Below are 15,168 nucleotides of genomic sequence, written 5' to 3'. Positions count from 1 at the left end.
AAAAGCTCTTACCAGCGATTATATTTAAATCTGGTAAGAGCTTTTTCTATTTTTTCATATAAGGAGCTAATACTCTCAGAATTTCTTCCTTATCCTTCTTTAACTCAAGTGATGTTAACATATCCATCGTTCTTGGTCTAGGTAATTTCACTTGTACCTCTCCAACTATTGATGCTGGTCTTTGAGATAAAATAAATACGCGATCCGAAAGTAAGATTGCCTCATCTAAGTCATGTGTAACCATAATGATTGTTTGCTTCTCTTGGTGCCAAGAGTTTAAAAGCCAACTATGTACTTCCATTTTTGTAAAGGCATCTAATTTTCCAAAAGGCTCATCAAGTAGCATAATTGGCTTTTCACATAAATATGTGCGCAGAAAACTAATCCTTTGACGCATACCACCAGACAATTCATCTGGATAATGATCTGCATATTCATCTAGCTGAAACTGCTTTAATGCTTCCATTCCTTCTGTTAGCCTTTGTTTTTTCGGTTTACCTTCAATTTCCAATGGCAACACTATATTTTGCAAAGCTGATCGCCACGGTAGTAATAAATCTTGTTGCGGCATATAACTTACAACATCTTGCTCTTGTACGTGCGTATCCTTATACGTTACATTCCCACTTGTTGGTTTTTCAACATTTGCAATCATATTTAATAATGTGCTTTTCCCGCAACCACTCGGTCCTACAAAGGAAACGAACTCTCCCTCTCGTATAGAAGCACTAATATTTGCTAATACATTCTTTCCATCAAAAGCTTTTACAATCTCTTTTATTTGTAATCCACTCATTTTTCACTTGGAAGGAACTCATTTGTAAAGGCATCTTTCACATCAATTTTCTTCTTAATAACTTTGTTATCATATAAGAAATTCATGTAATTCGTCCAAACTTCTTCCTTCTGTACTCCCCACGCTTTTGCATCATCTTGATACTTCGTACTTAACCATTTTTGACTTTCTTGTACTAATTCTTTATTCACATCTGGAACTGCTTTAATTAAAATATCAGCAGCTTCTTTCGGTTCTTTAATTGCAAAATTATAACCTTCTGTCGTTGCACTCATAAACTTTTTCACAAAGTCTTTATCTTGCTTCGTATGTTTTTCACTCGTAATAATAACAGGACTATAGAAATCAAGCGCTGGGTCTAAGTCTTTCACCATAATCGTATTTAACTCTTTTCCTTGGCGCTTCGCTTCAATTCCATCCCATCCGTAATAAATCCATTCAAAGTCTGCATCACGACCGATTGATTTAAAGAAATCTGTTTGTCCTAAGATGATTTTTTCAACTTTATTAAAATCAGCTTGATGTTTCTCCATAATTGTCTTCAACGTTGCTTCTTCTGCCGGTCCTCCCCAGCCTCCGTAACGTTTACCTTCAAAATCTTTTGGTGACGTCATATTATCTTTTTTAAGTGATGCAAAAGCTGAAGTGTTATGTTGAATGATTGCCCCTACAGATACAACAGGAATACCTTCCACACGAGCCAACGTTACATTTTCTTGTGCGCTTATTGCGAAGTCAGCTTTTCCGGAAGCTATCATTTGCTCGGCTGTCACATTATCACCAGGCTGAATAATTTCTACATCTAAGCCTTGTTTTTTATAATAATCTTTCGCTTGCGCTACATATAAGCCAGTATGATTCGTATTTGGAAACCAATCTAATACTACTTTTACTTTTTGATCTTTACTTGCACTTTCTTCTTTCTTCGCCGGATTACATCCAGCCACACCTACTGCTAATAAGGCAGCCAACATAACTTTTAAACCTTTTTTCATTTTCTGCCGTCCTTTCTATATATCCATGGTGCTGTTATTCTTGCCATAAACTCCACGATAAAATACAGACATAATGTCACCATAACAATAATTGCTGCCACACCAAATACTCGGGCTGTTAAAAAGGATTTTGTAGCTCTCGTAAGCATAACCCCTAATCCTTCACTGGCACCGAGCCATTCCCCAATGATCGCTCCCATTACGCTATATGTAACTGCAATTTTTAAACCTGAGAAAAAGTATGGAAGCACTGCTGGAAACTTTACTTTCTGGTAAACTTGCCATTTCGTTGCCTTCATCGTTTGCAACAACTTCAACATATTTTTATCTACCGTTTGAAAACCTTCTAAAATGCTAAGCGCAATCGGGAAGAAACAAACGAGTATTACTACCATTACTTTCGGTAGCATTCCATATCCAAACCAAATAATAAATAACGGTGCAAGTACAACGATTGGAATCGTTTGCGAGATAACAAGCAACGGATTTATTAAAATACGAAATAAAGGGATAACGTCCATAATAATTGCTATACTTGTCCCAATTAAAATCGCAAAAAACAGTCCGATTAGAACCTCTTGTAACGTTTGCATCGTATTCGGTAATAGTAAATCTTTCATTCCAATTAATTCTTGAACAATGGCAGAAGGCTTCGGTAAAATCCACGGTTCAATTTTAAATAATGAAACAGATCCTTCCCATATCGCTATGAGAAGGATAAGCCAAATTGTTGTAATTATTTTAGATTGCTTCTGGTTTTGCATATTCATCACGGTACTTCCAAACCTTTTCATCTATCGTTACACCAGTGCTTGGACGATAATGGATTTTAATAGAAGTAATCACTTCTTCTGCTCCAGCATCCACACAAGCTTGTTGCGCACGTTTAATGATATCAAGAAGTACATCTAATTCTCCTTCCAGCGTTGTTTCCATTGCCCCTACTTCATAACGAACTCCTGATTGTTGTACAACTTCAATTGCTTTATCGACAACAGAATATACATCTTTGTTCTTCGCTTGTGGTACTACTGAAAATGAAATCGTAACTTGTTGTGACATAGTAAAATCCCCCTTATGAAATAAAATTTTAAAACAAGAAAAGGCTTTCCTACTGCGTAGGAAAGCCTTGTATGCAAGTTATTATAGAATAACATATGCTACATCACTTTAAGTAACTCCCTACGCTGGCATTATCCAGATCAGGTTGAGGGTCGATGTTTGTTTACATCCTCTCAGCCAATTGGCTCCCCGGTCCTTAATTCGTTTTCATTGTAGCATGATTTATTTTATTGAACAAACAAAAGTACGTATAATCATTTCATTTAACTTTTGAATTCCCCTATTAACTCTTGTAACTCCTGTGAAAGCCAACTTAAAGAACTGGCTAATTCAGCAATATCTTGTACAGACATTTCCTGTTCTTTCATACTTTCTTCAACATTACTACTACTATTCGCATACGTATTTGCGATAAGTGATAGTTCATTTACAACCCGAACAATATTTTGGCTATTTTGCAATATATCACTTGAATTGCCAAAAACAACTCTAACCTGATTTGTAACAGATTGTGCTGATTTTGAAATTTCCCCAAAGAAAGCACCACTACTTTCAACAAGTTTAATTCCAGATTCTACTTCTTTTAAAGTATTTTGCATTGAAACAACAGCTTCTTCCGTTCCAGCTTGTGTTTCCCCTATTAATTTCTCTATATCTTTTGCTGATGCTTCCGTCTGCTCTGCTAATTTACGCACTTCATCCGCAACAACGACAAATCCCTCACCAGTTTCCTCAGCACATGAAGCTTCAATAGTAGTAGCATTTAGAGCTAGCGAATTCGTTTGATTTGAAATACCTTTAATTACTGTTACAATGTCACTAATTTCTTTTGATCTTTTTTCCAAAGAATAAATAATAGAAGATAAATTTTGTACTGCATTTTGTATTATGTTCATTTGATTAATCGTCTGCTCAATAATACCATTTCCTTTTACTGAATGATGGTTTGTACCTTCAGACTCTTTCGCCATTTGTTTTGCAGTATTCGTTATCTCTTCCATCCTATCTTCCATTTCATATATAATTTCTAAATACTTTGGTACTGCAGTTTCTTGTAATTGAACGCCAGCCCTTAACTCAACTATAGAACTTACGATTCCTTGGACTGCCATGCTATTTTCTTTCGTACTCACTGACAATTCTTGTGAAGATGAGGAAACCTGTTCTGCTGTCTGCTTCACTTTATCTATAATTCCTTTAAACTTCTCGATGGTATTATTAAAATACGAATTAATAATACCAATATCATCTGGTCTTTCCTCTAATTTAATACTTAAGTCACCTTCACCGACTTTACGCAATCCTTCACGTAAATCCCGCAATGGAGCAAGTGCGTTACGTACAATTAAGAATTGAATAACAGTTGCAATTAAAACAGAAATACAAATAAACATTAAGCCTTGTATAATGAACTTTTCCTTTGTACTAGGAACAATAGAGGCATCTACATCAGCTGCAACAAGTGCCACAATATTACCTTCTCCATCTTTAATTGGCTCTAATATCGTTACCCATGTTCCTAATGCGTCTTCATATACTACTGTCATGTTTGCTTTTTTTGTGCTCATTACTTTATCATATGCTTCCATCCAAAGATCTGGTTGTTTATAATATTCTCCCGGCCTTACTTCAACAACATTTGCTAACCCTGTAGACAAATCGACGATTAGTAACTCACCTTTTTCATTTTCTTTTGCTCCAACAATATAGGTTTGTCCAACACTATTCAATTCTTCCGTTGCTTCATCTAATTTCTCTGTTAACTTCTCTCTCTTTTCTCTTTGTGCCACTGGGTCTTTTGTAACATCTCTCACTATCTCTTCGTCTAATTTATGTAATACCGTATCTCCTGTTTCAAAAGAATGCCTTTCAAATATAGACATCATACTATTTTGAAACATATTAAAACTTAACGCTCCCATAGTACCAACAAGCGTCAAAATAACCAACACAGTTAATAATACATTTTTTTGAAGAAATGATAGCTTGTGCCAATTTTTTTTCATTAACATCACCTTTCTTAATTAAATTACTATAAAGTAACGCTATTAAAATATACACCTTATTAATAAACGATAACGGCTCTCATTTGTTTATAAACAAAAAAAAGACCAATGAAAAGAGCATTGGTCAAGACCAACCCTATCCGTCCGGTAACTGGCTAGCATAGCCTTTCGACCTTAGCTCCTGTAGTTTTGCGTCCTAATGTTTCCATCAGTTTGCCTTTCTCGCTGAACGAGTTGAACGATATGGGAGTTCTATGAGAATTAAATTATTCTCTATCAAAGATTACAACATAAGAATTAAAATGTCTACCTATTTAGAGATGCAAATGTAAAGTTTCAATGTATTATTTTTTCGAAATAACTTAACAAAGTTCGTGAATGTTACATTTCTTGTGTTATATAATAAAAAATATATATAACTCAAGGATTGTTTTGAGTATTTATTTTAATTTTCATTTAAATTAAATTATTCGAATATATCTTAACTAATGAATTTCGGAGGTAGTTTATCATGTTTTGGCTACAATTTCTTACGTTACTACTCTGCATTTTTATTGGCGCACGCTTAGGCGGAGTTGGTCTAGGAGTAATGGGTGGCGTTGGTATGGCAATACTTGTTTTCGTCTTCCACTTACAACCTACAGCTCCTCCTATTGATGTCATGCTTATGATTTTGGCAGTAATTACAGCTGCAGGTGCACTGCAAGCTGCTGGAGGAATGGACTACCTTGTTCATCTAGCTGAGAAAGCATTACGAAAAAATCCAAAGCGCATTACATTCTTTGCTCCAATTGTTACTTATTTATTTACACTGTGCGCAGGAACTGGTCACGTTGCTTATTCTGTACTTCCTGTTATTGCAGAAGTCTCTCGCGAATCTGGGATTAGACCGGAACGACCAATGTCAATTGCCGTAATCGCTTCCCAACAAGCAATTACAGCTAGCCCTATATCAGCTGCAACAGTTGCACTTTTAGCAATGCTAGCTGACTATAAAATCACCTTATTAGATATTTTAAAAGTAAGTATTCCTTCTACCTTCATCGCTTGTATGGTAGCTGCATTTGTCGCTAGCAAAATGGGGAAAGAATTAAATGAAGACCCTGAATACTTGAAACGTTTAAAAGAAGGAATGATTCCTAAAATTGAAGAGAAGAAAGAATTTGTTGGTTTAAAAGGCGCTAAACTATCCGTTATCCTTTTCTTAGTAGGAACTTTCCTTGTCGTACTTCTCGGTTCATTTGAAGCACTTCGTCCAGGATGGATGGTTGACGGGAAGTTAATTCGTCTTTCCATGCCAAACACAATTGAAATGGTTATGTTAACTATCGCAGCTCTTATTATTATTTTCTGCAAACCAAATGTAGAAAGCATCGTGTCTGGTAACGTCTTTAAAGCGGGGGCAACAGCTGTTGTTGCTATTTTCGGTATCGCTTGGATGGGAGATACTTTCTTTAACGGAAACTTAAATATGATTCAAGGATCAATTCAGCACCTAGTAACAAGTGCACCATGGCTATTTGCCATCGCATTATTCATTCTATCTATTTTACTATATAGCCAAGCAGCAACAGTACGTGCCTTAATGCCTCTTGGATTATCACTCGGTATTCCACCAGCGCTACTAATCGCAATGTTCCCTGCAGTAAATGGATATTTCTTCATTCCAAACTATGGAACAATCGTTGCTGCCATTAACTTCGATCGCACTGGTACAACAGGTATTGGGAAATATATTTTAAATCATAGCTTTATGATTCCAGGCCTAATCGCAACATTCACTTCTATCGGAATTGGAATGCTTTTAATATCAATTATGTTTTAAAGAAAAAGCACAAACCTACATTTTTAAAGGGTTTGTGCTTTTTTAATCAAACGTTTGTTTAAATATTTTTAACCGTCCATTATGTTTTTTACTATTTTTGTGAAGTTCCGTTTTCCTACAAACCCCTATTTACTTCCTCAACTAGCTTCTTCGTACTTTCATACGGAGATTCAGCTAAACTAATCGCGGAAATAACAGAAACGCCGTCCGCACCTGCTTCTATAACTGACGCTGTATTTTCAATTGTAATGCCACCAATCCCGACGATCGGTATTGTAATTCCTTGCTCTCTAAAATAAGCTAAACCTTTCGTTCCTTGAACTGCTTTCGTATCTTTTTTTGTACTCGTTGGGAAAATAGGGCCAACACCTAAATAATCAGCTCCGTTTTCAATTGCCCAGCGTGCTTCTTCAATTGTATGTGTAGATACACCAACAATTTTATCACCCATTTTTTCACGAACAGAAGTAATTCCTTCATCATCTTGGCCAACATGCACGCCATCTGCATCTAACTCCATAGCTAGTTCCACATCATCATTTACGATGAATTTTACACCGTACTCTTTACAGACTGCTTGTAGTTCTTTCGCGAAACAAATACGTTTCTCTCCCGTTAAAGCCCCTTCCCCCTTTTCACGAAATTGAAAAATTGTTATACCACCTTCAAGTGCATCTCTCAATACTTGTAGTGGCTCCTTCGCACAATTGTTACTTCCCATAATAAAATATACTGATAATAATCTAGACATTTCAGCCTTTGTAATACGCGACATCTAGTTCCCCTCCTTACTATATAAGCTCAATCTTCCCATACTTCTCAATATCACCCGAAGTGGTATTCGCTAACTGATTTAAAAATTCAATTTGGAAACTACCAGGTCCCTTTTCCACTGTCTTAGCAGCTGCCAGTTCCGCAGCTACACCATAAAACGTTAATGCCGCTACTGCTGCCTTTACATAATCCTTTTCTACTGCTACAAATGCTCCTATTACAGAAGTTAGTAAACAACCAGTTCCCGTAACTTTCGTTAAAATAGGGTGACCATTTCGAATAAGGATCGTTCGTTCTCCATCCGTAACAACATCTTCTTTTCCAGTAATCACCGCTACTGTATTTAATTCATCCGCTGCCTGCCTTGCAATACTTACGACATTTCCATTTCCAACACCGGCGTCTACCCCTTTAATTTCCCATCTCTCATTAATAACGTTCGCTATTTCAGCTGCATTTCCGCGGATAATCGCTAAATCAATTTCGGCCGGAATATGTCTCGCAACTTCTGTTCGATACGATGTTGCTCCTGCACCAACTGGATCAAATAGTACTGGTACATTATTCACATTTGCTGATTTACCAGCAAGTAACATCGCTTCTACTTCTTCAGGGCGAAGTGTCCCCATATTTAATACTAACGCTCCAGCAATGCTAGCCATTTCTGCTACTTCTTCTTTTGCATACGCCATTACAGGCGATGCTCCTAACGCTAACAAACCGTTAGCTGTAAAGTTTGTTACAACAACATTTGTAATATTATGCACGAGTGGATTAGACTCTCTCACCAAATCCACTACTTTACTAATTTCTTTCATATTCATCCTTTTCATCTCCTAACTATAGTGATGGGAGATACACAAAAAGGCACTTTGCGCGTACGCAAAGTGCCTGAACATGTGCTTTTACACTCTCCCTACGCTGGCATTATCCAACAGGTTCAAATGGTCAATGACGGATTAGTCATACTCTCAGTTTGCATCCACAAACTCCCATGTGTTTATTATTCATCTACTTCAAAGTCTACTCTTATTCTAGTAAAATAACAAGTTCTTTACTTTTCTATTTCATATAGAAGCAACTGATAAAACAATACGCATAATAAAGTGAAACTTTAATCAGTGGGGGTTTTGTTCATCCCCCACTGATTATTAGTTGAACCAATCGGGCTTTTATGGGCAGTTGATCCCCTACCTAACTTCTTTGCTTCCGCTGAATTTTGAGGTAGGGGTCTTACTGCCCGTTAATGCGGGATAAATAAGTATCTTTTTTCATAGTCTCATCATCGTGTAGATTATGTTCTATCACCATCATTTGATTTCAAACAATTTTTGCTCATACCACTAAAAAACGTTCAAATCTGGAGCGAAACTGAATCTCAAGAAGATGTATGCTATAGTTAACGTATGGAAATTTGAAAGGATGTTTTTAATATGTCAAAAAGCGTTGTAATCGCTGAAAAACCTTCCGTTGCACGAGATATTGCGCGTGTACTTAAGTGCGATAAAAAAGGAAATGGCTACCTTGAAGGTAGTAAATATATTGTGACTTGGGCTTTAGGTCATCTCGTTACATTAGCAGATCCAGAAAGCTATGATGTGAAATATAAAAAGTGGAATTTAGAAGATTTACCGATGCTACCCGAGCGTTTGAAATTAACGGTTATTAAACAAACTGGTAAACAATTTAATGCTGTGAAGAGTCAGCTTCTTAGAAAAGATGTAAATGAAATTATTGTAGCGACAGATGCTGGACGTGAAGGCGAATTAGTCGCACGTTGGATTATCGATAAAGTTAAAATACAGAAGCCTATTAAGCGTTTATGGATTTCATCTGTTACTGATAAAGCAATTAAAGATGGATTCGCTAATTTAAAACCAGGTAAAGCATATGACAATTTATACGCTTCAGCAGTTGCACGTTCAGAAGCTGACTGGTATATCGGTCTTAACGCGACTCGAGCTTTAACGACTCGCTTTAATGCCCAGCTAAACTGTGGCCGTGTGCAAACACCTACTGTCGCTATGATTGCTAATCGCGAAGATGAAATAAAGAACTTCAAAGCTCAAACTTACTACGGCATTGAAGCTCAAACAACAACTCAATTAAAACTAACGTGGCAAGATGTAAACGGCAATAGCCGCAGTTTTAATAAAGAAAAAATTGATGGTATTGTAAAAGGTTTAGATAAGCATAATGCTACCGTTGTGGAAATTGATAAAAAACAGAAGAAGTCATTCTCTCCTGGTCTTTACGATTTAACTGAATTGCAACGTGATGCAAATAAAAAGTTCGGTTACTCTGCGAAAGAAACATTAAACATTATGCAGAAATTGTATGAACAACATAAAGTGCTAACGTACCCTCGTACAGATTCACGCTATATTTCATCTGATATCGTTGGAACACTTCCAGAGCGTCTAAAAGCATGTGGCGTTGGAGAGTACCGTCCTTTAGCACATAAAGTATTACAAAAGCCTATCAAGTCTAATAAGTCATTTGTTGATGATAGTAAAGTAAGTGATCATCACGCAATTATTCCGACAGAAGGATACGTTAACTTCTCAGCCTTCACAGATAAAGAACGTAAAATTTATGATTTAGTTGTAAAACGTTTCTTAGCCGTTTTATTCCCAGCATTCGAATACGAGCAACTAACGTTACGCACAAAAGTTGGCAATGAAACGTTCATCGCACGTGGAAAAACTATTCTACATGCCGGTTGGAAAGAAGTATATGAAAATCGCTTTGAAGATGATGATATAACTGATGACGTAAAAGAACAACTTCTACCTCACATTGAAAAAGGCGATACATTAACTGTAAAGTTAATTATGCAAACATCAGGTCAAACGAAAGCACCTGCACGTTTTAACGAGGCAACTTTACTTTCAGCAATGGAAAATCCTACAAAATATATGGATACGCAAAACAAACAACTTGCTGACACGTTAAAGTCAACTGGTGGATTAGGTACTGTAGCGACACGAGCTGATATTATCGACAAGTTATTCAATTCGTTCTTACTTGAAAAACGTGGTAAAGATATTCACATTACTTCAAAAGGCCGTCAGTTACTTGATTTAGTGCCAGAAGAACTGAAATCTCCTACACTAACTGGTGAATGGGAGCAAAAACTCGAAGCAATCGCAAAGGGTAAACTGAAAAAAGAAGTATTCATTTCAGAAATGAAGAACTATACGAAAGAAATTGTTTCTGAAATAAAATCGAGTGATAAAAAATATAAACATGACAACATTTCAACAAAGTCTTGTCCAGATTGCGGTAAACCAATGCTAGAGGTAAACGGCAAAAAAGGAAAAATGCTTGTATGCCAAGACCGTGAATGTGGTCATCGTAAAAATGTATCTCGTACAACAAACGCTCGTTGTCCGCAATGTAAGAAGAAGTTAGAATTACGTGGTGAAGGTGCAGGACAAATCTTTGCATGTAAATGTGGCTATCGCGAGAAATTATCCACATTCCAAGAAAGACGTAAAAAGGAATCTGGAAGCAAAGCTGATAAACGCGACGTTCAAAAATATATGAAACAGCAGAACAAAGAAGAAGAACCATTAAACAATCCGTTCGCAGAAGCATTAAAGAAATTAAAATTTGATTAAACAAAAAGGTTCCTACCACTATCGGTAGGAACCTTTTATTTTTAATGAATAATTTTACTTCCTTTTGCGTTCTCAACAAACTTTTCACTTGATTTGTTAATTGGTGTTTTCAGTAATAATGCAGCAACAATCATAACTACTACGAAAGCACTTAACACAAGTAAATCTCTAGTTACTATATCCCAAAGCATTCCACCCACTGTTTCACGAATTGCACTAATTGCGTATGTGAATGGTAAGAACGGATAAAGTGCTTGGAAAAACGCTGGTGTCATTTGAATTGGGAATGTTCCGCCCGATCCCGCTACTTGCAGTACAAGTAAAATGATCGCCATCGATTTCCCAACGTTTCCGAAAATAGAAACGAGTGAGTATACGATACAAACGAAAACTCCGCCAATAAATAAACTAAATAACACAAACCAGAATTTATCGACTACGTACGTACCGAGTAAGAATATATCTCCCATCGATACAATAAACGCTTGTGAAAGACCTATCGTTAAGAATGTTAATAAACGTCCGAAGTAAACTTCATGACTCTTATAATTCGCGCCTTCTTCATGCACTTCTACCGTTAATAATGAAACCATTAATAATGCGCCTACCCATAATGCAAGCACTGTATAGAATGGTGACATCGCTGAACCGTAGTTTGGCATCGCAAATAACTTATTCTCTTTTAAATTTACTGGATTCGCGAAGTAATCACTTTGCTTTTCAACATCATTTTTCAATAAGCGTATGATGTCTTTTATATCCTCTTCAGATTCAAAATCACGAATTTTATTTGCTAAGTCTTTAATCTTTTTCTCAGTCTCCGGCATGTCAGCCTTAATGTCTGTTAATTTCTTTTTACCGTCTACTAAGCCTTTTGATGAATCTTCTAGTAGCTTTTTAACATCTGGAAGCTTTTTGTCTGCTTCTTTTAAAATTTGAGTTGTATTTTTAGACATCTCTTTTGTACGAGCAATAGCTGCATTGAAATTTGGAGTGATTTCAGAATCATATTTAGCCAAAATATCACCTAATTGAGCTGAAACACTTTTAGACACTTCATTAATACTCTCAATAACATCTGCTGCTGGTTTTTGACCTTTATTAATAGCGTCAATTCCTTTATCAGTTAAATCCATTCCTTTTTGCAAACCATCTTTTGCTTTATTTAACTTAGCAATTGTACCATTAAGGTTTTTATCACTATTCACATCAGCTAAAACTTTATTTGTACTTTCCAGAACTGGAATCATATCATTAACTAAATTCCATCCTGCTTGGAACTGTCCATTTAAATCATTTAAGGCTACTTTTGTAGAGTCTAAACCGTTAACACCTTTATTGCTTAAATCTGCTCTCGCCTTTTCAAGACTAGTTTTTAGTTTTGCGTAATCCGCTACAGCCTGATCATAGTTCTCTCTACCATTGTTTAATATCTCATTAGCTTTGTTGATATCTTGATTTAAATTTCCTCTGAGCTGCTGAGCATCTTCTTTTACATTGTCAGCCTTATTTTTCAATTGTTCAGCTGTGCTTACTGCTTTTTCAAAATCTGCTACAAACGTCGCATTATAATCTGCTTCCGCTTGATTTACTAAGTTATTTATTGCATCTAACTTCTTATTAGCAGCATCTCTTGCGTCTTGTTTCACTTCTTGCCCTGTACCAATAATATTAACGATATCTTTAACACCGCCATTTGCATTTTCTATAGCTGATTTAAGATTCGTTAATTTATCTATTCGTTTTTGGAAGAAGTCTTTTCCAGAATCAGTTGGTGCAAATTCCTTAAATTTAGTAAAGACATCAATTAAATATGAAACACTATCTGCACGACCTTTAAGATTTTCAGAAACCTTATTAAGGTCTTGTTTTGCTTTTTCCGGATCAAAATTACCATTTCCCAATCCGTTTATAACGCCTTGTGCATAAGTTGTTCCAACACGTATTGAACTAAAAACATTATTTACAGTTTGATCAATATTTTTAGCAATATTTTTATATCCCTCACCATTCACTTGCGGTAACTCTGGAAGCGTTGGTATTTGAGGAATAGTTACATTCGGTAATTCCGGGAACTTGGATGGATCTGGAAGTGCTAGATTGAAATCCAATGATGGATTCTTTAAGAAATCCGTAATCGCTGCCGCACCATCTAACCCTTTTTGCATTACAATTAAATTATTCTTAATAGTTCCTGGAGCACGTTGCAATGTTTCATCATTTCTCGCAAAGAATTTATCTAAATTCCCTAACGCTTCTTGCCCATCATTCATAACACTTTCTACAACTGGCAACTCTTTCTGAGCTACTTTTACCAGATCCTCTGCTCGAGTTGCATCATCTAACGCCTTATCCATTAATGTATTCATTTCTGGGAACTGCGCTTCTAACTTAAAGACAAGGTCTTTTACTTTCTCAATACTTGGTAAGTTTGTTTCTAAATCGATTCCAAGGTCATTGAAGATTTTAAAAACCTCACCGTTTGCTGTTTTAACAAAGTTTTTACTAATTTCTTCTGTAATACCTGATGCACCTTTTGCTGTAATTTTCGGTGCAATCGCATTTACCTTTTCATTTACATAGTAATCAAGTTCTGGCTTCTGCGGATTTTCATCCAGAACAGTTGCAATCTTTTTAGAGAAGTCTTTTGGAATTGTAATGCTTGCATAGTAATCCCCACGCTCAACTCCGTAAATCGCCTGTTTTTCATCAACAAATTTCCAGCCAAGATTTTTGTTTTTCTTCAGAGAATCTACAATCTCGTCCCCGATATTGATATCTTTCCCTCTTAAATTAGAACCTGCATCTTGGTTAGAAACTGCAATGGGAACCTCTTTTGTATTTCCATATGGATCCCAAGAAGCTTTAATGTTAAACCATGCATATAACGATGGTAAAATCATTAATCCTAAAACAATAACAATCGCAGCCCAATGTTTAGCTACATTCCGTAAATCTGTCTTATAAATACGCCAAATTTGTTTCATAGAAGTTATCACCTAATTATATATTTTTCCTTCTTTAGAAAATGATACATACATTTTGCAATTATATCACTTTCTGCATCGTGGATTAACCAAAAACGAACTATTTTTTCCCATTAACTTTGACTTATTACATTATATAACGAAGTAAGTCAAAGTATGAATACAAAATGACCAAATCGGTTTTACATTCAATAATAACAAATATATAGGAAATGTCATAAAAAATACAAGTATTTTCTCTTGGAAATACTTGTATTCCTAAAAAAAATCCTCACAGCTTTTCATCATCTGCGAGGATTTCTTCTATTATATGTCTACTTGTACTTCTACACCGAAATGATCTGAAATTACATTTCGGTTTGTACCATTAAAAATAACTTTTGAAGAACGAACTTTTTCACTTCGGTTACACAATATTAGATCGATTCGCAAATTATGTTTATTTTCATCCCAACCAGCAATCTCACCTTGGACAGTTGTTCCTTCATCTTTCTCTATTGCTAGTTCATATGTGTCGTACAAACCTTTTTGCATCATATATTCATAACCTTCACCTTGCAAACGGGCGTTATTATTAAAGTCACCCATTAAGAAGGAAAGTTCATTGCTATCTACACGCCCCATCAAACGATTCACTTGATCTTTGAATGATTCTTCTTCATCATTCCACCAACCGAGGTGGCAAGAGTAAAACGTGATGTTCTTACCATTATAAGCAATTGTTGCACTTACAATTTTGCGTGTTTTCCAATACGTTGTATCCTTATTTTCTGAAATAAAGAACGTATCTTCTTTTACAACATTATGCTTCGTTATAATCGCTAATCCTTCTTCATACACATCATAACCAATATGAGAGAAATCCCAAGTAATATTGTAATCTTTTACATGTAACGCTTTTAACTCTTCTAATAGTAAAAGTCCAAAATTATCTTTTTTCTTGTTACCGCATACATTTTCAGCTTGTATCGACTGACTTACTTCTTGCAATGCGATGACATCGTACTCTTCTTCTTGAATGACTTTAGCAAGATATTTTATCTTTTCTATTTGATTCTCTTCTTGCCAAGAGTGACAGTTTAAAGTTAGCAATTTCATCT

General features: G+C 35.8%; 11 protein-coding genes and 3 riboswitches. Of the genes, 2 read left to right on the top strand and 9 right to left on the bottom strand.

Annotated elements, in window-relative coordinates:
* Positions 1–46: 46 nt before the first annotated feature.
* From QCI41_RS20125 to QCI41_RS20105, 5 genes are all read right to left on the bottom strand, one after another.
* The gene (locus tag QCI41_RS20125; protein ID WP_353836842.1) at positions 47–796 is read right to left on the bottom strand and encodes an ABC transporter ATP-binding protein; all 750 of its coding nucleotides are present in this window, start codon (positions 794–796) and stop codon (positions 47–49) included.
* Complete coding sequence (locus QCI41_RS20120; RefSeq protein ID WP_046958852.1) at positions 793–1,791, bottom strand: ABC transporter substrate-binding protein; 999 nt, start codon at positions 1,789–1,791, stop codon at positions 793–795. The genes QCI41_RS20125 and QCI41_RS20120 overlap by 4 nt, the downstream gene beginning before the upstream one ends.
* A complete protein-coding gene (locus QCI41_RS20115; RefSeq protein WP_001057159.1) occupies positions 1,788–2,561 on the bottom strand; it encodes an ABC transporter permease in 774 nt (257 codons plus the stop codon). The genes QCI41_RS20120 and QCI41_RS20115 overlap by 4 nt, the downstream gene beginning before the upstream one ends.
* Complete coding sequence (locus tag QCI41_RS20110; RefSeq protein ID WP_000082897.1) at positions 2,533–2,853, bottom strand: MTH1187 family thiamine-binding protein; 321 nt, start codon at positions 2,851–2,853, stop codon at positions 2,533–2,535. The genes QCI41_RS20115 and QCI41_RS20110 overlap by 29 nt, the downstream gene beginning before the upstream one ends.
* Before the next feature lie 100 nt (positions 2,854–2,953).
* Positions 2,954–3,055, bottom strand: a riboswitch (TPP riboswitch).
* A gap of 61 nt (positions 3,056–3,116) precedes the next feature.
* The gene (locus QCI41_RS20105) at positions 3,117–4,859 is read right to left on the bottom strand and encodes a methyl-accepting chemotaxis protein (RefSeq protein WP_353836843.1); all 1,743 of its coding nucleotides are present in this window, start codon (positions 4,857–4,859) and stop codon (positions 3,117–3,119) included.
* Positions 4,860–5,002: 143 nt separating this feature from the next.
* Positions 5,003–5,087, bottom strand: a riboswitch (cyclic di-GMP riboswitch).
* 283 nt (positions 5,088–5,370) lie between these two features.
* Between QCI41_RS20105 and QCI41_RS20100 the strand changes: the two genes are divergently transcribed.
* A complete protein-coding gene (locus QCI41_RS20100; protein ID WP_353836844.1) occupies positions 5,371–6,684 on the top strand; it encodes an anaerobic C4-dicarboxylate transporter family protein in 1,314 nt (437 codons plus the stop codon).
* A 115-nt stretch (positions 6,685–6,799) separates the two neighbouring features.
* On the opposite strand, the gene thiE is transcribed toward QCI41_RS20100, so the two are convergent.
* Together thiE and thiM are read right to left on the bottom strand one after the other, a co-directional pair.
* The gene (gene thiE, locus QCI41_RS20095) at positions 6,800–7,459 is read right to left on the bottom strand and encodes a thiamine phosphate synthase (protein ID WP_353836845.1); all 660 of its coding nucleotides are present in this window, start codon (positions 7,457–7,459) and stop codon (positions 6,800–6,802) included.
* Positions 7,460–7,475: 16 nt separating this feature from the next.
* Positions 7,476–8,291, bottom strand: coding sequence for a hydroxyethylthiazole kinase (thiM, locus tag QCI41_RS20090; RefSeq protein ID WP_097858171.1), 816 nt, complete (start codon positions 8,289–8,291; stop codon positions 7,476–7,478).
* A 63-nt stretch (positions 8,292–8,354) separates the two neighbouring features.
* A riboswitch (TPP riboswitch) is annotated at positions 8,355–8,464 on the bottom strand.
* A gap of 427 nt (positions 8,465–8,891) precedes the next feature.
* Between thiM and topB the strand changes: the two genes are divergently transcribed.
* The gene (gene topB, locus QCI41_RS20085) at positions 8,892–11,081 is read left to right on the top strand and encodes a DNA topoisomerase III (RefSeq protein ID WP_353836846.1); all 2,190 of its coding nucleotides are present in this window, start codon (positions 8,892–8,894) and stop codon (positions 11,079–11,081) included.
* 41 nt (positions 11,082–11,122) lie between these two features.
* On the opposite strand, the gene QCI41_RS20080 is transcribed toward topB, so the two are convergent.
* Together QCI41_RS20080 and QCI41_RS20075 are read right to left on the bottom strand one after the other, a co-directional pair.
* Positions 11,123–14,068 (bottom strand): YhgE/Pip family protein, encoded by a 2,946-nt coding sequence (locus QCI41_RS20080; protein WP_353836847.1) that lies wholly within the window; start codon positions 14,066–14,068, stop codon positions 11,123–11,125.
* Positions 14,069–14,374: 306 nt separating this feature from the next.
* Positions 14,375–15,166: an endonuclease/exonuclease/phosphatase family protein gene (locus tag QCI41_RS20075; protein ID WP_353836848.1), complete on the bottom strand. Its 792-nt coding sequence runs from the start codon at positions 15,164–15,166 to the stop codon at positions 14,375–14,377.
* Positions 15,167–15,168 lie beyond the last annotated feature (2 nt).

The organism is Bacillus cereus group sp. MG4 (assembly GCF_040460055.1).
In the GTDB taxonomy this organism is placed as follows: domain Bacteria; phylum Bacillota; class Bacilli; order Bacillales; family Bacillaceae_G; genus Bacillus_A; species Bacillus_A wiedmannii.
The sequence above is the reverse complement of the archived record's forward strand: the minus strand, read 5'-3'. Positions and strand labels throughout refer to the sequence as shown.